A 22,434-nucleotide genomic window follows, 5' to 3' on the forward strand; every position below is an offset into this window, starting at 1 on the left:
GTTTGGTAGCGCTTACGATTTTCAAAAGATTAAGACGAACATGTGGAAAAAGAAAGTTGGAAGCGGGACAAGCCCGCAGCCAACTATTCTGTATCAATAACTTACGCTTTTTGGGAAGAACCGAATTCGCGCATTTTGCCTTTTACTGTTTCTTTGATCGCTTCACGAGCTGGTCCCATGTATTTACGTGGGTCATACACTTCAGTGTCGTTAGCAAGTGTTTCACGAACGGCTTTAGCGGAAGAAATTTGGCTTTCCGTGTTTACGTTAATTTTAGCTGTTCCAAGAGAGATTGCTCGTTGGATGTCTTTTGTCGGGATGCCTGTTCCACCGTGAAGTACTAGTGGTACACCAGTCAAATGAGCTACTTCTTCCATACGGTCGAAGCCAAGATTTGGTTCACCTTTGTAAGGTCCGTGAACGGATCCTAATGCCGGAGCAAAGCAATCCACTTTTGTTTCACGTACAAGCTCGTCACACTCAGCAGGAATTGCGTAAGCTGCTTCTGCATCGTCAACGATCAAGTCATCTTCTTGACCACCGATACGACCAAGCTCTGCTTCGACAGAAATTCCTAGTGTGTGAGCTACGTCAACCACTTTTTTCGTTACTGCAATGTTCTCTTCTAGTGGGTGGTGAGATCCATCGATCATAACAGATGTGAATCCAGCGTACATCGCTTCCACACACTTTTCGAAGCTTGAACCGTGGTCAAGGTGAATCGCTACAGGAACGTCTACTTCGTAAGCATCCATCAATGCTTCAACCATTGTTACAACAGTAACAAATCCTCCCATGTAGCGTGCAGCTCCTTCAGAAACTCCAAGGATTACAGGAGAGTTCTCTTCCTTTGCTGCTTGTAAAATGGCTTGGGTGAACTCAAGGTTGTTCAGGTTGAACTGACCAACTGCGTACCCTTCTGCTTTTGCTGTTTCCAGCATTTCCTTCATTGATACTAAAGGCATTTAATTGTCCTCCTTTGAAATCACGAGCATATTGGATCAGCCCTTGGAATGTGTAAGTAATTCAAGAATACAAACGATAATGATACTATTTGCCACTAAAGGTCGTTTTATCCTTACCATTTGTACTCGGACGTTTGCAGACGTGCGATATACTTACTTCCTTTTGAGCTCGTACTAAAAAGCCATGACCTTTTTTTGGCAAATCACAGCATTCTTCTTCGAGAAAATTCATTCCAACAGGTTGATTCACTTGTCTATTATAGCATAACCCGTTGGAATTTCATCCTCTATTCCAAATTTGATTGTTTACCATTAGACCATAAGATATTCTTTCACTTTTTGGCGAACCTCATCAATATCAAATGGCTTTGCGAAGTGTGCCAATGCACCGAGTTTTTTCGCTTCATTAATCATTTCGAGCTCACCGTAAGCCGTCATCATGATGACGTTGGTCTCAACCCCGAGCTTTTTCATTTCCCTTAAAATTTCCAACCCATCCATCCCGGGGATCTTCATATCCAATAGCACAAGATCAGGCTTTTCTTTTTGTACAATGGAAAGTGCTTGCTTCCCATTGGAAGCTTCGAATGTATCAAGTCCATCTTTTTCAAATACTTCATGAAGTAAGACACGTATACCGTATTGATCGTCTACGATAAGCAACTTCTTCCTCACCCGACTTCCCCCTTCCGATCCTTTTCTTCTACCACCTATTACTTTTTCATACAACTAATGGATTTCGCCAAGAATAGCAAATTTCCTTCTTTTCATACATCATTTGCATTGTTTTTTTTCACCAGTGTTGCTTATACTGTTCATGTACGAATAAGGAGAGAGTAGTGGAGTAACACCGATATGATCACATTTGTGATGTATTCTCGGGAGTAAGTAGGTGTTTTTTAAAAAGGGACAGACTCGTGTAACATCTACCACGAAACCAGCCTTTGTAAACACAAATATCCATATACTGAAAAAATGAAAGGACAAGATCTGACATGGATAAAATCTTTTCGACCCAGCTGCAAGGCTTACTTAACAAGATGAATGATACATACGAGGAAGCGTTTGAAGATGCTTCACGAATACTTGCCCAAACGATTACCAGCAGGGGAAAAATCGGAATCCTTGCTAAAGGAGAAATGGAAGGCGTACTTGCCCAAGCGATCAAAGGTGTCGATCGCTTCGAGTCGGTTGTTGAACTAGAAGAGGGAAACCTCGATGTATTGGATGAGATGGACACTGCTCTTATTTTTAGTCCTTCGCCTAACGAAGCCACTTGTTGTATGGCTGCAGATAGCTTGAAGGGCCGAGGCATTCAAACCGTAGCGGTCTTCACAGGTGAAAAACGAGACGAGGATGGCCCTTCTTTGGAGGACCTTACTGATGTATCCATTGATTTAGGCGTTAAAAAAGGCCTGATTCCAAACGATCGCGGAGAGCGCGTCGGTCAACCGAGGCTGTTGATGGCATTGTACGCCTACTATAACCTTTACTTTACGACAGAGGAGATTCTTTCGGAGCACGAGTAGGTGTGGGGCGGGTTTAAACAGGTTGGGGCGTGCTTTAAACAGGTTCTTGGCTCGTTTAAACAGGTTGCAGGTTGCGGCGGTCTTTAAACAGGTTAGCTCGCGATTTAAACAGATTAGCCCCCACACCTCCCCTCCCTTCAATCACAAAAAAGCTGATCCCCCAAAAGGATCAGCTTTTTTCAATATCATCTATTATTCGCCTTTCAAGCTCGCTCCGATAAATTCACGGAACAGTGGTTGTGGGCGGGTTGGACGGGAGATAAACTCCGGGTGGAACTGGGAAGCGATGAAATAAGGATGATCTTTTAATTCCACGATTTCCACTAGGCGGCCATCTGGGCTTGTCCCAGAGAACGTGAAGCCGGCCTCTTCCATTTGCTCACGGTATTCGTTGTTAAACTCATAACGGTGACGGTGGCGCTCGTAAACAACTTGCTCACCATAAGCATCGAATGCTTTTGTTCCTTCTTGAAGCTTACATGGGTAAAGACCAAGGCGCAATGTTCCACCGTAATCTTCTACATCCTTTTGCTCTGGAAGAAGGTCGATGACCGGATATGGTGTGGCTGGATTTAACTCAGCAGAGTTTGCTCCTTCAAATCCGAGTACGTTTCTTGCAAACTCCACGCTTGCAAGCTGCATACCAAGGCAAATTCCGAGGAACGGTACGCCTGTTGTTCTCGCGTACTCAATTGCCGCAATTTTCCCTTCGATTCCGCGATCGCCAAAGCCTCCAGGAACTAAGATACCGTCTACTTCACTTAGAAGTTCAGCCGCGTTTTCACGAGTCACATTTTCAGAGTTGATCCACTTAATGTCCACATCTGCGTCAAAGTGGAATCCAGCGTGCTTCAATGCTTCCGCCACACTCAAGTACGCATCTTGAAGAGCTACGTATTTACCAACGAGGGCAATCGTTGTTTTCTTAGAAAGGTTCGTTACTTTTTCAACTAACGCGTTCCACTCGGCCATGTTTGCTTCTGCTTGAGGCAAATTCAAGTGTTTACACACGTAGTCATCAAAGTTTTGACGTTGAAGCTCAAGTGGTACTTCGTAAAGCGTTTCTGCATCACGTGCTTCGATTACTGCTTCTTTTTCGATATCACAGAAAAGAGCGATCTTGTCTTTCATGTCTTCTGGTACAGGGCGCTCCGTACGAACAACGATCACGTTTGGCTGGATACCGAGGCTACGAAGCTCTTTTACACTGTGTTGTGTTGGCTTGGATTTCATTTCTCCCGCAGCAGCCAAGTATGGGATGAGCGTACAGTGAATGTACATCACGTTTCCTACGCCTACGTCACTCTTGATCTGACGAATCGCTTCTAGGAAAGGCAAACTCTCGATGTCCCCTACCGTTCCGCCAATCTCTGTGATGACTACATCAGGATTACCGTCTTTGCTTGCGCGGAAGATACGCTCTTTAAGTTCATTTGTAATGTGTGGGATTACTTGAACCGTTCCCCCAAGATAGTCGCCGCGACGCTCTTTTTTCAAGACGCTCGAGTAAATTTTCCCCGTTGTAACGTTTGAATTTTTGTTTAGATTGATATCAATAAAACGCTCGTAGTGACCGAGATCAAGATCCGTCTCTGCTCCGTCGTCTGTGACGAATACCTCACCGTGCTGATATGGACTCATTGTACCCGGGTCCACGTTGATGTAAGGGTCAAACTTCTGAATCGTTACTTTCAATCCGCGGTTCTTTAGAAGACGACCAAGAGAAGCCGCTGTAATTCCTTTTCCTAGAGAGGATACTACTCCTCCGGTTACGAAGATATACTTTGTCATAACGTTCCCTTCCTTTGCTTGTATGTTTATCGTTCAGGGGACGGAACATCCGCCTTTAGGATAACCCTAAATGGTCAGGAGCTTCCGTATTATAAAAACAAAAAAACAAAAGTGCCCACCTCAAGCGTTCGCATGAGGGGCACTTTTGTTTTATATATAGGTTTGGTTCATTTTTTCGTACTTGTGTAGCCCAAAAATGATTCTACCTAGAATGGGGGGACATGTCAAGGGGCGATTGAAAAGGTGATTGGTCCTTTTCGACTCTCACCGATGCATCGCTTACCGCAGTCCTCAAATAAAAACCCGGCAGGAATAAGTTTCATCCTACCGGGTTCCAAGTTTCCAAGGCTATTGGCAGATCACTTCCATCTGTTTCAATAACCTTTGTATGGAAAAGATTAACGATCCTCTTCGTCTTCTTCCGAATCAAAGTCTTCCTCTTCTTCTTCGCCGTCGAAGTCATCGTCTTCGTCAATGTCGTCGAAATCTTCGTCTTCTTCATTAGCCAGTTCATCGAGCTCATCTTCCAAGTCTTCAAACTCGTCGAAGTCCTCGTCACTGTCACCGAAGATATCGTCTTCATCGTCAGCAGACGCACGAAGCTTCTTTTTCTTTGGCTTGTTCGTTTGAGAAAGCTCTTCTTCCGTTTGGTCAAATGGGTACCATGAACGAAGGCCCCACTTATTGTCGCCAAGGTTTACAAAGCGTCCATCAAGTGACATTTCAGTGTAAAGGTTCGCAATACGGTCTTTAAGATCGGCATCAGAGATGTTCTTCATCTCAGCCACTTGCTTAAGCAACACGTGGTACTCTTCAGACCCTTTTTTCTCACTTAAAAGTTCATAGGCAATCTCCAACATGGATAATTCTTTCAGCTGTGTATCATCGTATTGTTTCAAGCTCACAACCGGCACTTCCTTTCGCCCTTATAATCATTAATCTTTTTGAGTATACCTCTATGACAGTAATAGTGTTTGACATGCTCCGCTGAGCGCCATACGATCGCTTTCCGCGGCGGTGCCGGCGAGCCTCCTCGGGCCTTTGCCCTGCGGGGTCTCTCCTGGCTCCCACTGCCGCAGGAGTCTCACTGCTGGCGTTCAGCTACGCATGACAACCGGACCATCATTTTACAGCTAGTAAAGCTTTATTGTATAAGACGTATACTCACTTTAATCTTTATAGGTTAATGTGAGAGAGTTCTCCCATTATTTCCTTGTTGATTTGCATCTTTCATTATAAACATAAACATTCGTTTAATGCCAGTTTATCAAAGGAGTTTAAAGAAAGAAATGTTATCTTTTTTCAGAACGGTGAATGTCTGTGGTGTTTGGCTTGGATTAACGGCTAATGGCCGTAGATTAACGGGTCACATCTCCATATTAACGGCATCATCGCCACTATTCCCAGGGTACCGCTCACGATTAACGGCTTTCCGCCAACTTTTCACCGGTTCTCACTCCATAACCAGTCTAATCCAAAATTCTCTACTTCAAACCTTTTGAGGAGGTGGTGGCGTTTAAGGTACCCTGAGATTCCTCTTAAAGGTTGTGATTGACGGGTTCCTAGGCGAGATTAACGGGTTGGAGGTTCGGATTAACGGCTTCATCATTGCGATTCGACGGACACCGCTCCAGATTAACGGCTTCCCGCTAACAATTTACCGGGTAGCACCTCAAACCACCTGCCTTCCTCCTTTAGAGATTAAAAGGAAGCTGCCTCGCACTTGAGACAGCTAACTCATACCTATAGATTCCTACGATACTGACCGCCTACTTCATAGAGGGCGTTTGTGATTTGACCGAGGCTTGCATAGCGCACGGTTTCCATAAGTTCTTCGAAAAGGTTGCCGCCATTTAAGGCTGTTTCCTTCAACTGCTTCAATGCTTGCTCCCCTTTTGTTCCGTGAGATTCTTGGAACTGATGGAGGTTGGCGATTTGCCCTTCCTTTTCTTCTTTCGTAGCACGGGCAAGTTCCATTTCGAACTCGTCTTCAGATGGCGGGTTCGGATTCAAGTACGTGTTCACTCCGATGATCGGAAGGTCGCCGTTATGCTTTTTCGTTTCATAAAGAAGCGACTCCTCTTGGATCTTGCCTCGTTGATATTGTGTTTCCATCGCTCCAAGAACCCCGCCGCGATCATTGAGGCGCTCAAGCTCCATTAACACCGCTTCTTCTACGAGATCCGTCAGCTCATCAATGATGAACGATCCTTGAAGTGAGTTCTCGTTCCTAGCAAGCCCTAGCTCTTTTGTAATAATGAGCTGAATGGCCATGGCTCGGCGAACGGACTCTTCTGTTGGCGTCGTCACTGCCTCGTCGTACGCATTCGTATGAAGAGAGTTACAGTTATCATAAATAGCTAGTAACGCTTGAAGAGTGGTTCGGATGTCGTTAAAGTCCACTTCTTGAGCGTGAAGAGACCGGCCTGACGTTTGGATATGATACTTCAGTTTTTGGCTGCGCTCATTGGCTCCGTACTTGTTCTTCATGGCCACCGCCCAGACGCGGCGCGCCACTCGACCGATCACCGTATATTCTGGATCAAGACCGTTACTAAAGAAGAACGACAAGTTCGGTGCAAAGTCGTTAATGTTCATTCCGCGACTCAAGTAATATTCCACGTACGTGAATCCGTTTGCCAACGTGAACGCCAGCTGGCTGATCGGATTTGCTCCAGCTTCTGCAATATGATAGCCAGAAATTGAGACAGAATAGTAGTTACGGACTTTGTTATCAATGAAATATTGCTGAATATCACCCATCATACGAAGGGCAAATTCGGTTGAGAAAATACATGTGTTTTGTCCTTGGTCTTCTTTTAAAATGTCCGCTTGCACGGTACCTCGGACAACGGATACGGTTTTGGCTTTGATCTCCGCTCGCTCCGCACCATTCGGTTTTCGTCCATTCTCTTCTTCAAAGAAGGCGAGTTGCTGATCGATCGCCGTGTTCATGAACATGGCAAGTATGATTGGTGCCGGTCCATTGATCGTCATGGAAACAGACGTGGACGGCGCGCACAAATCAAACCCGTCGTAAAGCTTTTTCATGTCTGTAAGGGTACAGATGCTTACGCCACTTTCCCCAACCTTCCCGTAAATGTCAGGGCGATGACCCGGATCTTCTCCGTATAAGGTAACCGAATCGAAAGCGGTGGAGAGGCGCTTCGCTTCATCGTCTTTGGATAAATAGTGAAAGCGTCGATTCGTTCGTTCAGGAGATCCTTCTCCAGCGAACTGGCGCTTAGGATCTTCCCCTTTACGCTTAAACGGAAACACACCAGCAGTATAAGGGAACTTACCAGGAACATTCTCCCTACGTACCCAGCGAACGATTTCGCCGTAGTCTTCGTATTTAGGTAAGGAGACTTTCGGAATATCAAGTCCCGATAAGCTTCTCGTTTTCAGCTCGGTTACAATCTCTTTGTCTCGAATTTTGGTTACGAATTCATCTTTTCCGTAAGCTTCTTTCGTTTTTTCCCACGTATCCAATGTCTCTTTTGTCTCTAAGTTAAGGGATTGAGAGTAGTGATCCCGGAGCTCGAGGAGGCTTCCTCGGTCAATTCCGGTTGTGCCTTCTTCCTCAATTGCCTCTAGGGTTCCTTCCAGTTGAAACAGTCGGCGGGCTTTCTTTACTTCTGCATCCGTATCGCTGTGATACCCTCTCACCGTTTGGGCAATTTCGCGTAAGTAATGAATTTGCTCTGGAGGGATGATGGCATCTTTTTCAGTCAGCTTGTCATCCTTTCCGAGATCCGTGAGCCACGATCCGCCGCATTTGTTATCCAAAATACCGGCAAGCTCATAAAAAAGGCGATTCGTACCTGGGTCGTTAAATTGACTTGCGATTGTTCCGAAAACCGGCATGGTCTCCGGTTCCTCGTCAAAGCGCGTACGGCTCCGTTGAAACGTTTTTCGCACTTCTCGAAGGGCGTCTTCTGAGCCTTTTCGGTCAAATTTGTTGATCGCAATCAAGTCCGCAAAGTCGATCATGTCGATTTTTTCAAGCTGAGACGGTGCACCGAACTCACTCGTCATCACGTACATGGATACATCGGCTACATCGGCAATCGCCGCATCCCCTTGACCAATTCCGCTTGTTTCAACAATGATCAAGTCAAAACCGGCTCGCTTAACAACGCGAATGGACTCTTCAATCGCTTTGGATAATTCTTGACGACTGTCTCTTGTGGCTAACGAGCGCATGTACACGCTAGGATGGTGAATGGCATTCATCCGAATACGGTCACCTAGAAGTGCGCCGCCGGTTTTTTTCTTAGTCGGGTCTACACTTAAAATCGCAAGGGTCTTATCATCGTATGCCCTTAAAAAGCGGCGGACGAGCTCATCGGTCAATGAACTTTTTCCCGCGCCTCCGGTTCCCGTGATTCCTAGTACAGGTACATTCGGAAGGTCCGATTGGTTCACTGCCTCTTCAAAGAGGGTTTCAGCCGACGCAGCGACTTCTTCACCGTTAAATGCCCGCTTCTCGGCTACGGTAATCATCCGTGCGATGTGCTTTGATTCACGGTTCATCAATTGATCCACGTCCACTGACGATACGTCGTCAAGGGGATAGTCACAAAGCTCCATCATTTCATTGATCATGCCTTGAAGGCCCATCTTGCGACCGTCTTCGGGAGAATAAATCCGCTTGATTCCGTAATCATGAAGCTCTTTGATTTCAGCAGGAATGATAACCCCGCCTCCACCGCCGAATATATTGACGTGATGGATGCCTTTTTCTTTTAAAGAGTCGTAGAGGTACTTAAAGTATTCCACGTGGCCTCCTTGATAAGAGGATATGGCCACGCCTTGGACGTCCTCTTGTACAATGGCATTTACGACCTCTTCTACGGAGCGGTTATGACCAAGGTGGATCACTTCCGCTCCTGTCGCTTGAAGCATTCGCCTCATAATGTTTATGGAAGCATCGTGACCGTCAAAAAGTCCGGAAGCCGTGACAAAACGGACCGGGTTTTTAGGCTCGTAACGTTTCATGTTGATCTCTCCTCTGTCGTTCAACCGAGATTGGTTTGAACGTTTGTATCAATCTTAAAACCTTCCAACAGTTGACGAAGCTGCAGTTCACAATATTGATCAATCGTGTATTCCCGTTGGATCACCCAGCGTCGAAACGTCCACATGTGACCAGCAACTAAAATGTTATGACAAGCTAGCTCCATTTCTTCTTTAGAAAGGTGCAAGTACCCTTCATCAATGCCTTTTTGGAGTTCTTTTTCAAACATGGCTTTCATTTTCAACTCTTTTTCCAACACGTAATTGAGTGCTTCACCTGAGAGCGACTTGGTTTCCTGGTACATGACGAGCACTTCGTCTTGAAGGTCGTGAACGACGCGGAAGTAAGCTTCGATCACTTGTTTTAACCGATCGAGGCCATGAAGGTTTTCATCCCTCAATTGGGCCCAGTTTTCTACTACCTCGTCATACACGGAGTCACAAACGAGATAGAGAATGTCTTCTTTTGACCCGATATATTCATAGAGCGTTCCAATGCTAAAGCCGGATTGTTGAGCGACTTCACGGGTAGTGGTTTTGTGGTACCCTTTTTGGTTAAAAAGCTGAACCGCTGCTTTCACGATTTGATCTCGTCGTTTTTTGACGAGACGTTGGTCTTTTACCATGGACGGCACTTGCTTTTTCTTCACGTTTTCCCCCTCCTTGGATGTTGTTTTTGTTTGGCACTTTCTTCGCACTTTTTGTATGGTGAGTGGCGTTTTCTTGTTTAAGCAGGTTGGTTGTGGGTTTAAACAGGTTAGCGCTCCTTTTAAACAGGTTAGCTCCTCTTTTAAAAAGTTTGACGGCTTATTTAAACAGGTTAGCACCCTTTTCTTCTTTAAACCGTTTGTAAATCCGGCCGGCCATGTCGTAGGGATCGCCGCCGGTGGCATGGGCGACTTCTTCTTTCACCAGCGGACTAATCTCTTCGACGAATTGTTCTTTAATCCTTCTCGTTACTTCCTCTTCCAATTGACTGAGCCGTCGCTCAGTTCCTGTGGTTGACTGAGTGAGCAATGCCTTATGAGCATTTAGTTCAGCAACGACTTCCCACATGCCTTTCCCTTCCGTTGACACGGTCTCTAAAATTGGTGGCTTCCAGTCTTTATCTTCCGACGTTAAGTGAAGAAGGTCCTCCACTTCCCCTCTAAGCTGATTGACACCTGGAAGGTCCGCTTTGTTTATCACAAACACATCGGCGATTTCCATGATCCCTGCTTTAAATGCTTGAATCACGTCCCCTCCCGATGGATATAAAACAAGGGCAATGGTATCGGCAATTTTCATAATGTCCAACTCACTTTGACCGACACCGACCGTTTCTACGAGCACAACATCCAGCCCTGAGGCATCCATTAACCGAATAGCGTCTTTACACGCTTCCGAAAGTCCACCAAGACTCCCTCTTGTGCCCATGCTTCGGATAAAAACACCGTCATCCTCTTCATGGTCCCGCATTCTTACGCGATCCCCGAGTAGAGCGCCTCCTGAAAAGGGGCTTGTAGGATCAACTGCAACAATGCCCACGGTTTTCCCTTCTTTTCTCCACACTTTCACTAACCCGTTCACGAGGGAACTCTTACCAGCCCCAGGGGAACCGGTAATCCCTACGATGTGTGCCCTGCCTGTATGAGGAAAGAGGGTGGAGAGGAGTTCGCGTTTTTGCTCGTGGTGATTCTCTATATAGCTGATGCCCCTCGCAAGAGCGCGAAGCTCTCCGTTTCTAATTCGTTGGGCGATATTTTCCATCCTCTCTCCCCCTTTCATTCTATTTATCTGCTAATAACATCTTAGAAATAACGAGTCGTTGAATCTCATTCGTGCCTTCGTATATCTGCGTAATTTTCGCGTCACGCATGTATCGCTCAACCGGGTATTCTTTAATGTAACCATACCCTCCGAACACTTGAACCGCTTCAACTGTAACTTCCATTGCCGTATCACCTGCAAAAAGCTTTGACATAGCGGACTCTTTCCCATAGGGAATGCCGTTACTTTCTCTCCACGCCGCCTGATAGGTTAACAGACGGGACGCTTCAATTTTTGTAGCCATATCGGCGATCTTAAAAGCGATTCCTTGCTGAACACCGATTGGTTTGCCGAACTGCTTACGTTCTTTTGCATAGTTAACGGATGCATCGAGTGCTCCTTGAGCGATTCCTACCGCTTGTGCTGCGATACCATTTCGACCTCCATCAAGAGTCATCATGGCAATTTTGAATCCGTCTCCCTCATTACCAAGAAGGTTTTCTTTTGGAACGCGACACTGGTCAAAAATGATTTCTAGTGTTGGGGACGAACGAATGCCGAGCTTGCTTTCTTTTTTCCCCATCGAAAAGCCCGGAGTTCCTTTTTCCACGATGAAGGCGGAACAGCCTTTATGCTTTTTCTCAGGATCTGTTAACGCAAACACTACATAAATCTCCGCTTCACCTGCATTTGTGATGAAGATCTTCGCTCCGTCGATAATGTAGTCATCTCCGTCACGCTTCGCTACGGTTTTCATATTTGCAGCGTCACTTCCGGAACCTGGCTCTGTGAGGCCATAGGCTCCCATTTTCTTTCCTTCTGCCATTGGACGAAGGTACTTTTGCTTTTGCTCCTCGTTACCGAATGTGTAGATCGGCCAGCCAGCAAGTGACGTATGAGCAGAAAGAGTTACCCCCGTAGATCCGCACACTCTGGAAAGCTCTTCTACTGCAATCACGTAGCTCATATAGTCAGAGCCGATTCCGCCGTACTCTTCCGGCCAAGGAATTCCCGTCAAGCCGAGCTCTCCCATTTGGTCAAAAATACTGCGATCGAATCGCTCTTCTTCATCTCGTTCAGCGGCTGTAGGTGCCACTTCGTTTTCAGCAAAATCTCTCACCATTTTGCGAATCATCTGTTGTTCTTCTGTGAGTAAAAAGTCCATTTCTCAGTCCCCCATCGGTGTAATTGTTGCGTTTTGCGCGTTTATTTTTGTTTAGATACGCTAGTTTTCATATTAAAAAGGCGGTTTTCGTATAGATTGTTGCTTTTTTAATATCATCTTCATTACTAGAAAGGTGATTGAAGCATACGGGCCCTTCGCTTTCCGTGGCGGTGCTAGCAAGCCTAAACACCCTGCTTCTTCCTCTACCAGTAACGCTTTGTAGTTTCTGCGTCGAAGCAACTCGATGCACATTCATGAAGTAAATGCTCGTGGCTACGCCTTGCGGGGTCTTGCATTGCCCCCACGGCCACAGGAGTCTCGAGCCCTTCTGCTTCAACATTTCTTGTCTAAAAGAAATAAATCATCCGAAAACGAAATTAGGGCTCATATCGTCATTAGGACGTTGACGTTTAATCAACTCCTACTCCTTTAAAAGCCCTTTACTGATCACCATGTGTTGAATTTCGTTTGTGCCTTCGTAGATTTGCGTCACTTTTGCATCACGGAAGTATCGTTCTGCGGGATACTCCTTTACGTATCCGTATCCTCCTAGCACTTGAATCGCTTCTATCGCCACTTCCATGGCTGTGTTTGAAGCGAACATTTTCGCCATGGCGGCTTCGGTTCCACACGGTCTGCCGTGGACTTTTAGATTGGCTGCCCTATAGGTAAGCAATTTGGCCGCCTCCACTTTGGTAGCCATGTCTGCAAGCTTGAAAGCCACGCCTTGTTGTGTGCCGATTGGACGTCCGAACTGCTTTCGATCTTTCGCATATGCCGTTGCGTATTCAAGAGCAGCTTCTCCAATCCCCAAGGCTTGGGCAGCGATCCCAATCCGACCAGCATCAAGGTTCGCCATAGCAATCCGAAATCCCTCTCCTTCTTTACCAAGAAGGTTTTCAGCTGGAACCACCGCGTCTTCAAAAGATAATGAGGATGTGTTGGACCCGTGAAGACCCATCTTTTTTTCTTTAGCACCTACCGTAAATCCTGGTGTATCTTTTTCTACGATAAAAGCACTGATCCCTCTTACACCTGCACTGGAATCCGTTTTCGCAAAAACAATATAGGTACTTGCGGCACCGGCGTTTGTAATAAACACTTTTGACCCATTTAAAATGTAACTGTCTCCATGCTTGACTGCCGTGGTTTTTAATCCGGCTGCGTCACTACCAGAACCTGGTTCAGTCAAAGCAAAGGCCCCGATGTATTCTCCTGAGGCAAGCTTCGGGAGGTATTTCATTTTTTGTTCTTGGTTTCCGAAGTACAAAATCGGATTCGTTCCAACAGATGTATGAACAGAAAGGATCACACCAAGCGTGGCGCTCACTTTGGAAAGTTCATGAATGGCAAGGATATAGGATGTGAAATCCATGTTCGACCCGCCGTATTTTTCATCGATGGGGATGCCCATTAATCCTAGAGCTCCCATCTCTTTTACGATGTCCAGTGGGAATTCATCGGTTTCTTCCATGATGGGAACAGCCTTGCTCACTTTGTCTTCTGCAAATTGCCGAACCATTTTCCTCATCATGTCTTGTTCTTCATTCCATCTCAATTCCATTGGTCACTCTCACGCCTCTCTAGCTGTATTCGTAAAATCCGCGACCAGACTTCTTGCCAAGCCATCCTGCTTTCACGTATTTCCGCAAAAGAGGACATGGACGATATTTATCGTCTCCAAACCCTTCGTGGAGGGTCTCCATAATATAAAGACAAGTATCAAGTCCAATAAAGTCTGCTAATGTAAGAGGCCCCATCGGATGGTTCATGCCAAGCTTCATCACATCATCAATGTCGCTTGGAGACGCAACTCCTTCATACACTGTAAAAATCGCTTCATTGATCATCGGCATCAAAATACGGTTGGACACAAACCCAGGGAAGTCTTGAACTTCAACAGGTGTCTTCTTGAGGTTTTCTGCCATCGTGCGAACGCTTGCGTATACGTCTTCGTCTGTTGCCAGACCCCGAATGATTTCTACAAGCTTCATGACCGGCACCGGATTCATAAAGTGCATTCCGATTACTTTGGACGGTCGGTTCGTTTCAGCTGCAATCTCTGTAATTGGAAGAGAGGACGTATTTGTGGCCAGAATGGCGTGTTCAGGTGCAATGGCGTCCAGTTGTTTAAACACGTTCTTTTTCACTTCCATATTCTCCACCGCAGCTTCGATCACGATATCTACGTCTGAAGCGTTGTTAAGGTCGGTGGAGGGATGGATTTGTCTGAGGAAACGTTCCATATCTGCTTCAGAAATTCGCTCTTTTTGGACTTGCTTCTGAAGTTGCTTTTTAATGCCGTCGATTCCTTTATGAACAAAGGTTTCTTGAAGATCATGCAGGGTGACTTCGTAACCGTTCATGGCACACACCTGAGCAATGCCTGAACCCATTTGTCCTGCTCCTACGACCATTACGCGTTTAATTTCCATTATGTTAACGACTCCTTTTATTTGCGGGGCTTATTGGTCTTCTTTCTTTATATAAAGATCGGTAGATGAGCCTTCTTGCCTTTCGCATTCCGTGGCGGTGCTGGCAAGCCTCCTCAGGCTGGCGCCTTTTGAGGTCTCGCCTAGCTCCCACGGCCACAGTTCATCTCGGGCGATTCCACTTCATCTCCTTGCCTTCTTTTCTCTATTCGCTTTTACACTTGTATCATAATGGCGTCGCCTTGGCCTCCACCGCTACAGATGGAGGCGATTCCGATTCCGCCGCCACGACGCTTTAATTCATAAGCAAGGGTCAAGATGACTCTCGTGCCGCTTGCACCAATTGGGTGACCGAGAGCAACGGCTCCCCCGTTTACATTTACTTTCTCTGGGTCGAGGTCTGCAATTTTTCCACTCGCTAGTGATACGGCAGCAAAAGCTTCATTCACTTCAAAGAGGTCGATTTCATCAAGGGATTTGCCTGTTTTTTCGAGTAACTTGTTAATGACGAGACCTGGCGTTTTCGGGAAGTTTTCAGGTTCTACCGCCAGTTGTGTATGGGCAACGATCGTAGCTAGTGGCTCTAACCCTCGCTCTTTCGCTTTTTCTTCATCCATGACCACGAGCGCTGCCGCTCCATCGTTTACACCAGGAGCATTGCCGGCTGTTATCGTTCCATCTGCACCAAAAACGGGCTTTAGTTTCGCAAGTTTTTCAACGGATGTGTCTGCTCGAGGAGATTCGTCATTCTCTACAACAAGTGGATCTCCTTTTCTTTGTCGCACTTCTACCGGGACAATCTCTTCAGCGAACTTTCCTGTACTGATCGCTTCCGTTGCACGCTGATGACTTCTGTAGGACCACTCATCTTGGGCTTCGCGAGTGAGTTCATATTCACTTGCTGTTTTGTTGCCGTAGTTCCCCATGTGCACGCCGGTGAATGTACACGTAAGACCGTCGTGGATCATCATGTCTTCAAACTTTGTTGGTCCCATTTTCACTCCGAATCGGGCATTTTTCACAAAGTAAGGTGCGTTACTCATGGACTCCATTCCTCCGGCAACGACCGTGTCGTGTTCTCCCGATCGAATTAACACGTCTGCCAAAGTGACACTTCGCATGCCTGAGGCACACACTTTGTTAATCGTTTCCGTTTCTGTCTCCCAAGGAAGGCCCGCGTGATGAAGGGCTTGACGAGATGGGAGTTGCCCCTGTCCGCCTTGAAGAACCGTTCCCATGATTACGTGTTGCACGTCATTTGTGCTCACATTTCCTCTCTTTAAAGCCTCAGCGATCGCCTTTCCACCAAGTTCCGACGCTGTAAATCCTGACAAACTACCACCCAATTTACCAACCGGTGTTCTTGCTCCGCTTACAATCACTGTTTTCCCCATGTACAATTCCTCCTTTAATTTTAGGCAATTCGATTGAACGCTCGCTCGGGCCACTTCCATGACAAAGAATAAAGCGCTTTCAATAAAGGCTTTGAAGATTGCTTTTTTGCTTACTAATCCTAAGACTGGGCTAAAATGTCCTTTTGAGTTGTTAGATTAAAATAGGGATAAAACCTATGTGCCCTTCGCTTTTTGTAGCGTAATTCTACAGAAGCCTTAGGCACATGGGTTTTATATAAGAGAGAATCATGTTTCGCTAACGAAGATCATCGTTTCCGACTATCCCGTCTATCACTTTACTTACTTCTTTATACCGTGACAGATTCCTTTTTTGTTTCCAAAGATTTTTCTAGAATTTCTACAATATCCATGGTTTTTACGGATTCTTCCACTTCTTTCGATTTCGTTCCGTCACTTAGCATCGTTAAGCAGTAAGGACAAGCACTTCCGATTACAGACGGATTAACGGCTAAGGCTTGCTCCGTTCTCGCTTCGTTTACACGGGTACCTGTGTCTTCTTCCATCCACATCATACCGCCCCCGGCTCCACAGCACATGCCGTTTTCCCGGTTTCGTTCCATCTCGACCACTTGAACACCCGGGATGGCTTTCAAGATTTCACGAGGTGGGTTGTAAACATCGTTATATCGACCAAGGTAACATGAATCATGATACGTGATCGTTTCGTTCACTTCTTTTGTCGGCTTCAAACGTCCGTCACGAACCAACTCATAAAGAAGCTCTGTATGGTGATAGACTTCCGCTTCGAGACCGAAGTCAGGATACTCGTTTTTCAACGTGTTGTAGGCGTGAGGATCGAACGTCACAATCTTCTTCACGTCGTTTTTCTCGAACTCGGCAATGTTTGCTGTCGCAAGCTCTTGGAATAAGAATTCGTTACCGATACGACGAGGTGTATCTCCTGAGTTCTTTTCCTTGTTTCCTAGAATCGCAAATTTAACGCCCGCTTCATTCAACACTTTTGCAAGAGACTGGGCGACTTTTTGGCTTCTATTATCATATGAACCCATCGACCCTACAAAGAAGAGATATTCGAATTCTTCTCCGGCCTTTTTCAATTCTTTTACTGTTGGTGCGTAAATGTCGTCACGACCTTCGCGCCACTTTTCACGTTCTTTACGGTTGATCCCCCATGGGTTTCCTTGACGCTCGATGTTTGTGATGGCACGCTGGGCTTCCGGATCCATTTTTCCTTCTGTCAAAACAAGATAACGACGCATGTCGATAATTTTGTCAACATGTTCATTAGCTACTGGGCACTGATCTTCACAGTTACGACACGTCGTACAAGCCCAAAGCTCTTCTTCTGTGATAACGTCGCCAATCAAGCTCACATTGTAGTTTTCAGCACCTGCCATAGCAAGCTGATTGCCTTCTGTTTTATCAAACGCGAAAGTCGGCATCCATGGCTTCTTGGATGTAACTGCCGCGCCTTTTTCCGTTAAATGATCACGCATTTTTACGATCAGGTCCATTGGGGAAAGCATCTTCCCTGTTCCCGTAGCCGGACACATATTCGTACAGCGCCCACACTCCACACAGGCATATAAGTCGAGAAGTTGTTTTTGATCAAATTCTTCAATCTGATTTTTCCCGAACTTCTCTGCATCTTCATCTTCAAAGTTAATCGGTTTTAGTTGACCCGTTTTGTGCGTCGGCCCTAAGTAAACGTTTGCAGGACCTGCAATTAAGTGAGCGTGCTTCCCTTGTGGAATGTAAACAAGGAAGGTAAGTAAGAATAACAGGTGTGCCCACCAAAATACGAAGAACAACGCTCCTGCTGCGGTTGTGCCAATCGGCCCAAATACCGTTGCAATTCCAGTTGCAATTGGCTCAGCCCACGTAGCTGACTTTCCAAGCCAAATCATTTCCATCCCTTTTGCAAAGAGTTTGGAAACCATTAATCCACCGATAAAAATAAGGACAAGTCCTGCTTTTGCATTCTGTTTTAAACGAACAAGCTTTTCAACGTAACGTCTGTGAAACGCCCAAACAACCGCTACTAAAATCATGACTACGACAATTTCTTGGAAGAACGTAAAGATCGGATAAACCGGTCCTAGTGGCAAATGAGAGCCGACCGCAAGCCCTTTCCAAATTAAGTCGATAGCACTGAATTGAACGAGTAAAAATCCATAGAAAAACATTAAATGGATGATTCCACTCTTCTTATCTTTTAATAACTTTTCTTGGCCGAACACTTGTTTAAAGAAGACGTCCTTCCGTTCTTTTACCGAACGATTGAATTCTGCCTTTTGTCCAAGCTTAATGTAGGCAATCCTTGTTCTCGCCAGTGTAGCAAACAAATATACTGCGTAACCGGTTACAAGAACGAACATCAGCCAGTTAATGTGGATTGGATCCATGATGCAAACAGCCCCTTTCAGACATTTTTCTTACGCACAAAAACGGAAGAAAAACCCTTTTCAGAAAATAGAGTGAATTTTGTCTTTTATTATAGCACAAGAAAGTATGAATGAGTATTCATTCACACTACTTTTTTTCCTCGGAAGGATTGATTTCGATATAGAAAGGGAAACTAAAAGCAGTAGCTATTCGTCTCATCAAAAGGAGGTACCACCTTTGACAGTAATGAATATCCTCTTAACCGTTATTCTCTTTCTCCTAGCTGTTATCCTTTTATTTATCGTGGATTTTCTAATTGCACGGTGGATTCATCATAAAAACATCCCTCCTTTTCAGGAGCCTCCTGTGAGAAAAAGCGATGTGGAATTCTTCGCTCGAGGAGACAAGTTGTTTAACCATCTTTTTGGAGAAATTGAAGCAGCTGAAAAACATATCCACATGCTTTTTTATATCTTTAGAGAAGATGACATCAGTAAAAAAATGCTCGAAAAATTAAAAGATAAAGCAAGAGAGGGTGTCGACGTTCGTCTAATGGTGGACTTTATGGGCATCCGTATCTCCAGAAAAGGAAAAAAAGCGTTAAAAGAAGCTGGGGTAAAGCTAGCCATTACAAATAAGCCGAAGTTTCCGTTTCTTTTTTACAGCGCCAATCAGCGTAACCACCGGAAAATTACCGTTATTGATAGTCGCATTGCCTACATAGGCGGATTTAACGTGGGAGATGAGTATTTGGGGCGCGATCCGGAGTTTGGTCCGTGGCGAGATTATCATCTAGCTGTAAAAGGAGAAGGAGTCAACGACCTTCAAAACCAGTTTCTTATTGATTGGAAAAGGGCCTCCTCTGAAGACCTTGTCCATGATGAATCCTTTTATCCAAAACAGCCACAAGGCTCGAAGGGTATTCAAATCTTCCCTTCTGATGGGGCTCATGTGGAAGACCTCGCTCTTCGCATGATTAATAAAGCGGAACACAAGCTCATTATTGGAAGTCCTTATTTTGTGCCTGGAAAAAAAGTGAAGGATGCCCTTATTAAAGCTGCCAAACGAGGGGTGGATATTCGTGTGATTATGCCAAAGAATCCCGATCATCCTCTTGTCATCCATGCGGCTTATCCATACTTCCGTACGTTAATTGAAGCAGGGGTCGACATTCACATGTATTTTCAAGGGTTTTATCATTCCAAAGCCATCATCGTGGATGACAAGATCTGTGACATCGGGACTGCCAATTTCGATAAGCGAAGCTTTTATTTAAACAATGAAGTAAACTGCCTTATCTATGATGAAAATTGGATTGAACAGGTCATGGTTCAAGTAAACGAAGACTTAAACCGCAGTGATCTGGTCACGATTGAACAGCTTAACCAGCGCTCTTTTATAAAACGAACGAAAGAAGCATTGGCTACTGCTCTTGCACCGCTAATGTGATGAATCAAGGAGGTTTTCATGCGTATCCGATTCGGGTTTGTATCTCACGCCCTCTCGTTATGGGACGCTTCTCCCGCTCATACGACGACGTGGGCTCATGCTAAAAAACTGACAAAAGATGAGCGACATGAAAAGCTACACGTCATTACGGCTAAAAATATAGCTCATACGAAACGAGCGATACACTACTGTATCGCTCACCAAATCGACCTGTTCAGATTGTCCTCATCCATGGTCCCCCTCTCTACTCACCCTGAAGCAGCGTGGGATTATGTTACCCCTTTTAAAAAAGAGTGGGCAGATCTCGGACAATTAATAAAAGACCATCATATTCGCACGAGTTTTCATCCAAATCAATTTACCCTCTTTACGTCAGACAAGCAAGACGTGACCGATCGTGCAGTCGAGGATCTTCGATATCACCATAAGATGGCTGATGCGATGGGACTCGATGAATGCCGGTTCGTTCTTCATGTAGGAGGAATATACGGGGATAAAGAAAAAGCCATCGAGCGTTTTTCCAAGAACATAAACCAGATGCCTACCTCTCTAAAAAACAGGCTCATGCTGGAAAATGATGATAAATCCTATCACACAGAAGACGTGTTAGCCATATGTAGAGAAGAGCAAATCCCTCTCGTTTTTGATTACCACCATCACGTAGTGTTTCCAGGAGAAGCTCCTTTGGAAGAGTTGATGCCTAGGGTAATCGAAAGTTGGAAGCATACGGGACTTCGCCCGAAAGTCCACCTCTCCTCTCCTAAAGACAAAGAGCGCTCACGGGCTCATGCTGCAGGGCTCGATGTGAATTTTGTTAAGCCCTTCTTTGAGATGATGCGCCAATACGATACAGATTTCGATGTCATGATTGAAGCGAAGCAAAAGGATAAGGCACTGCTTACGTTTATGGAAGATGTGAGTGCGATTCGAGGTGTGAGGCGAGTCACGGGAGCAAGCGTCGAATACAAATAAAGCGCTTTGAGACTAAAATGGTCTCAAGCGCTTTTTAGATGCCACCGAAAAAGTTAAAGATCGAACTTTTTCGGTGCCTTCTTTTATCTTTGTTGTTCCTTGTTGTATTCAATGCTTTTTATCACAAACTCATGAAGGACGTGGTTCAGTACTTTAGGGTGTTTTGTTGGTAGTTGATGACTGGCTTTTCCGATAAAAATAACATCGCACGGGACTTGAAGCTTCTTTTGGAAAATAAATCGGTAGTGGTGAACGTAATAGTCCCACTGTCCGTATACGAGAAGAACCGGACAGCGAATGTGATGAAGTCGATCTGTAGATTTGTAGTGAAGGCCTAAATCGTACAGGTTGGCTAAAAAGGTAGGCGAAGTACGTCTGATGTATTCCGCTAAGTCTTTCCTGTTCCCGCCTTTTTCATGGGCCGCTGCCAGAACTTCTGATATCGTACGCATCTTCTTCAGCCTCGCTGCGATAATTCCCGATCGAAATTCATTGCGTAGTAAAAAACTGTTCACTTCTGAAAAACCACCGAGGAGAACCATTCCTCTCGTTCTTTCTGGATAGCGAATGCAAAACTCTTGAACGATCGAACCACCATTCGAATACCCACATATAAACGTCTTCTTAATCCCGGCGTGATCTAGAACGCATCTAATATCATCGGCAAGAAGTTCCATCGACAGCGGTGAGTCATCAAGGCCACTACGCCCGTTGCCCCTGACATCCATTAAGATGACCGTATGAGAATCTTTTAAGGCCTCTGTTTGATGGCGAAAAGTGATGTGTCCCATCCCTGGCGGATGAATAAACAAAATGGCAGGCCCTTTGCCTTTAATTTCGTAATAAATGCTTGCTCGATTATGCTCACATGTCCACGGCACGCGCTCCACCACCTTTATATGATCTCTCCATATGTTGTCTCATTTTAGGGAGCATTATGAAGGGATTTTAGGATTTGGTTTGGTGTTGTACCGAGGGGGGGGATTTGTCGGCAAACCCGGCATTGGGGAGGGCAAACCGGGAATCGTGACGTTCAAGCCGTTAATGAGGAGAACCAAACCGGGAATGTGGGGCGGAAACCGGTGAATGCTGGGTTTGTAGCCGTTAATCCATGAGTTCCCCCATGAATCGCTTGCATGTCAGCCGTGGATCTCCTCTTCTATTCCCTTGCTAGAGGTTTGTTCATCGACTTTATGATTTCTTCATCGACTTCACACCGACCAGAGCCTCTCCCCACCCCTCCTTACAAAAAAAGATGAACAAAAAGGCGGTGTCACGCCCTTTTGTTCATCCTAGTTTTATGCAAAGTAGCCCGATACGAATCCAAACAGTTTGTAGCCCAAGTAGATACCAAAGATACCCATGATCCCCGCTAGTGCCGGTGGTGCTGGCATCGGAAGTTTAATAAGTGCAAATAGAAAGCCTACAACGAGACCTGCAATTAATGCCAAAATAATTTCTTGCATGAGGTTCACCCTTTTCAACACATTTTTGTCTTAGTAGTATGTACGTAAGCGCTTCACCTTATAGACACCTTTTATCCTATCAGAAAGAGGTTCGTACATCTATACGTTTAGCAAAAATAAAAAACACACGCAAGCC

Annotated in this window: 17 protein-coding genes; 3 read left to right on the forward strand and 14 right to left on the reverse strand. The window is 45.4% G+C overall.

What is annotated here, in order from left to right:
• Nucleotides 1-101: 101 nt before the first annotated feature.
• A complete protein-coding gene (gene fba / locus G476_RS0119780) occupies nt 102-965 on the reverse strand; it encodes a class II fructose-1,6-bisphosphate aldolase (RefSeq protein ID WP_026691613.1) in 864 nt (287 codons plus the stop codon).
• Nucleotides 966-1,277: 312 nt separating this feature from the next.
• Nucleotides 1,278-1,640 (reverse strand): response regulator, encoded by a 363-nt coding sequence (locus G476_RS0119785; RefSeq protein WP_026691614.1) that lies wholly within the window; start codon nt 1,638-1,640, stop codon nt 1,278-1,280.
• Nucleotides 1,641-1,960: 320 nt separating this feature from the next.
• On the opposite strand from G476_RS0119785, the gene G476_RS0119790 reads away from it, so the two are divergent.
• A complete protein-coding gene (locus tag G476_RS0119790; protein ID WP_026691615.1) occupies nt 1,961-2,494 on the forward strand; it encodes a DUF2529 family protein in 534 nt (177 codons plus the stop codon).
• A 192-nt stretch (nt 2,495-2,686) separates the two neighbouring features.
• Here G476_RS0119790 and G476_RS0119795 read toward each other — a convergent pair whose 3' ends face one another.
• From G476_RS0119795 to G476_RS0119840, 10 genes are all read right to left on the reverse strand, one after another.
• The gene (locus G476_RS0119795) at nt 2,687-4,285 is read right to left on the reverse strand and encodes a CTP synthase (RefSeq protein WP_026691616.1); all 1,599 of its coding nucleotides are present in this window, start codon (nt 4,283-4,285) and stop codon (nt 2,687-2,689) included.
• A 398-nt stretch (nt 4,286-4,683) separates the two neighbouring features.
• A complete protein-coding gene (rpoE, locus tag G476_RS0119800) occupies nt 4,684-5,190 on the reverse strand; it encodes a DNA-directed RNA polymerase subunit delta (protein ID WP_026691617.1) in 507 nt (168 codons plus the stop codon).
• An 838-nt stretch (nt 5,191-6,028) separates the two neighbouring features.
• A complete protein-coding gene (icmF, locus tag G476_RS0119805; RefSeq protein WP_026691618.1) occupies nt 6,029-9,286 on the reverse strand; it encodes a fused isobutyryl-CoA mutase/GTPase IcmF in 3,258 nt (1,085 codons plus the stop codon).
• A 20-nt stretch (nt 9,287-9,306) separates the two neighbouring features.
• Entirely contained in the window at nt 9,307-9,954 is a 648-nt protein-coding gene (locus tag G476_RS0119810; protein WP_026691619.1) for a TetR/AcrR family transcriptional regulator, read from the reverse strand.
• Between the two features lie 157 nt (nt 9,955-10,111).
• On the reverse strand, nt 10,112-11,053 hold the full coding sequence (meaB, locus tag G476_RS0119815; RefSeq protein ID WP_026691620.1) for a methylmalonyl Co-A mutase-associated GTPase MeaB: 942 nt from the start codon (nt 11,051-11,053) through the stop codon (nt 10,112-10,114).
• A gap of 19 nt (nt 11,054-11,072) precedes the next feature.
• Nucleotides 11,073-12,218 carry an acyl-CoA dehydrogenase gene (locus G476_RS0119820; protein WP_026691621.1) on the reverse strand — a complete coding sequence of 382 codons (1,146 nt, stop codon included), beginning with the start codon at nt 12,216-12,218 and terminating at the stop codon, nt 11,073-11,075.
• Nucleotides 12,219-12,639: 421 nt separating this feature from the next.
• A complete protein-coding gene (locus G476_RS0119825) occupies nt 12,640-13,782 on the reverse strand; it encodes an acyl-CoA dehydrogenase (protein ID WP_026691622.1) in 1,143 nt (380 codons plus the stop codon).
• A 19-nt stretch (nt 13,783-13,801) separates the two neighbouring features.
• Complete coding sequence (locus G476_RS0119830; protein WP_026691623.1) at nt 13,802-14,653, reverse strand: 3-hydroxybutyryl-CoA dehydrogenase; 852 nt, start codon at nt 14,651-14,653, stop codon at nt 13,802-13,804.
• 212 nt (nt 14,654-14,865) lie between these two features.
• Entirely contained in the window at nt 14,866-16,044 is a 1,179-nt protein-coding gene (locus tag G476_RS0119835; protein WP_026691624.1) for an acetyl-CoA C-acetyltransferase, read from the reverse strand.
• A 308-nt stretch (nt 16,045-16,352) separates the two neighbouring features.
• Entirely contained in the window at nt 16,353-18,431 is a 2,079-nt protein-coding gene (locus G476_RS0119840) for a (Fe-S)-binding protein (RefSeq protein ID WP_026691625.1), read from the reverse strand.
• Between the two features lie 226 nt (nt 18,432-18,657).
• Here G476_RS0119840 and cls point away from each other — a divergent pair, with 226 nt between their 5' ends.
• The gene (gene cls / locus G476_RS0119845) at nt 18,658-19,860 is read left to right on the forward strand and encodes a cardiolipin synthase (RefSeq protein ID WP_051314978.1); all 1,203 of its coding nucleotides are present in this window, start codon (nt 18,658-18,660) and stop codon (nt 19,858-19,860) included.
• Between the two features lie 18 nt (nt 19,861-19,878).
• A complete protein-coding gene (gene uvsE, locus G476_RS0119850) occupies nt 19,879-20,832 on the forward strand; it encodes a UV DNA damage repair endonuclease UvsE (RefSeq protein WP_026691627.1) in 954 nt (317 codons plus the stop codon).
• An 83-nt stretch (nt 20,833-20,915) separates the two neighbouring features.
• Here uvsE and G476_RS0119855 read toward each other — a convergent pair whose 3' ends face one another.
• On the reverse strand, nt 20,916-21,713 hold the full coding sequence (locus tag G476_RS0119855; protein ID WP_026691628.1) for an alpha/beta fold hydrolase: 798 nt from the start codon (nt 21,711-21,713) through the stop codon (nt 20,916-20,918).
• Nucleotides 21,714-22,130: 417 nt separating this feature from the next.
• Nucleotides 22,131-22,298, reverse strand: coding sequence for a XapX domain-containing protein (locus tag G476_RS22650; RefSeq protein ID WP_035187485.1), 168 nt, complete (start codon nt 22,296-22,298; stop codon nt 22,131-22,133).
• Between the last annotated feature and the right edge of the window lie 136 nt (nt 22,299-22,434).

It is taken from the genome of Alteribacter aurantiacus DSM 18675 (assembly GCF_000429705.1).
Lineage (GTDB): Bacteria > Bacillota > Bacilli > Bacillales > Salisediminibacteriaceae > Alteribacter > Alteribacter aurantiacus.

Coding starts and splice junctions, on each gene's coding strand:
- fba (WP_026691613.1), bottom strand. CDS start 965: ATGCCTTTAGTATCAATGAAGGAAATGCTGGAAACAGCAAAAGCAGAA.
- G476_RS0119790 (WP_026691615.1), top strand. CDS start 1,961: ATGGATAAAATCTTTTCGACCCAGCTGCAAGGCTTACTTAACAAGATG.
- G476_RS0119795 (WP_026691616.1), bottom strand. CDS start 4,285: ATGACAAAGTATATCTTCGTAACCGGAGGAGTAGTATCCTCTCTAGGA.
- icmF (WP_026691618.1), bottom strand. CDS start 9,286: ATGAAACGTTACGAGCCTAAAAACCCGGTCCGTTTTGTCACGGCTTCC.
- meaB (WP_026691620.1), bottom strand. CDS start 11,053: ATGGAAAATATCGCCCAACGAATTAGAAACGGAGAGCTTCGCGCTCTT.
- G476_RS0119820 (WP_026691621.1), bottom strand. CDS start 12,218: ATGGACTTTTTACTCACAGAAGAACAACAGATGATTCGCAAAATGGTG.
- G476_RS0119825 (WP_026691622.1), bottom strand. CDS start 13,782: ATGGAATTGAGATGGAATGAAGAACAAGACATGATGAGGAAAATGGTT.
- G476_RS0119830 (WP_026691623.1), bottom strand. CDS start 14,653: ATGGAAATTAAACGCGTAATGGTCGTAGGAGCAGGACAAATGGGTTCA.
- G476_RS0119835 (WP_026691624.1), bottom strand. CDS start 16,044: ATGGGGAAAACAGTGATTGTAAGCGGAGCAAGAACACCGGTTGGTAAA.
- G476_RS0119840 (WP_026691625.1), bottom strand. CDS start 18,431: ATGGATCCAATCCACATTAACTGGCTGATGTTCGTTCTTGTAACCGGT.
- cls (WP_051314978.1), top strand. CDS start 18,658: ATGAATATCCTCTTAACCGTTATTCTCTTTCTCCTAGCTGTTATCCTT.
- uvsE (WP_026691627.1), top strand. CDS start 19,879: ATGCGTATCCGATTCGGGTTTGTATCTCACGCCCTCTCGTTATGGGAC.
- G476_RS22650 (WP_035187485.1), bottom strand. CDS start 22,298: ATGCAAGAAATTATTTTGGCATTAATTGCAGGTCTCGTTGTAGGCTTT.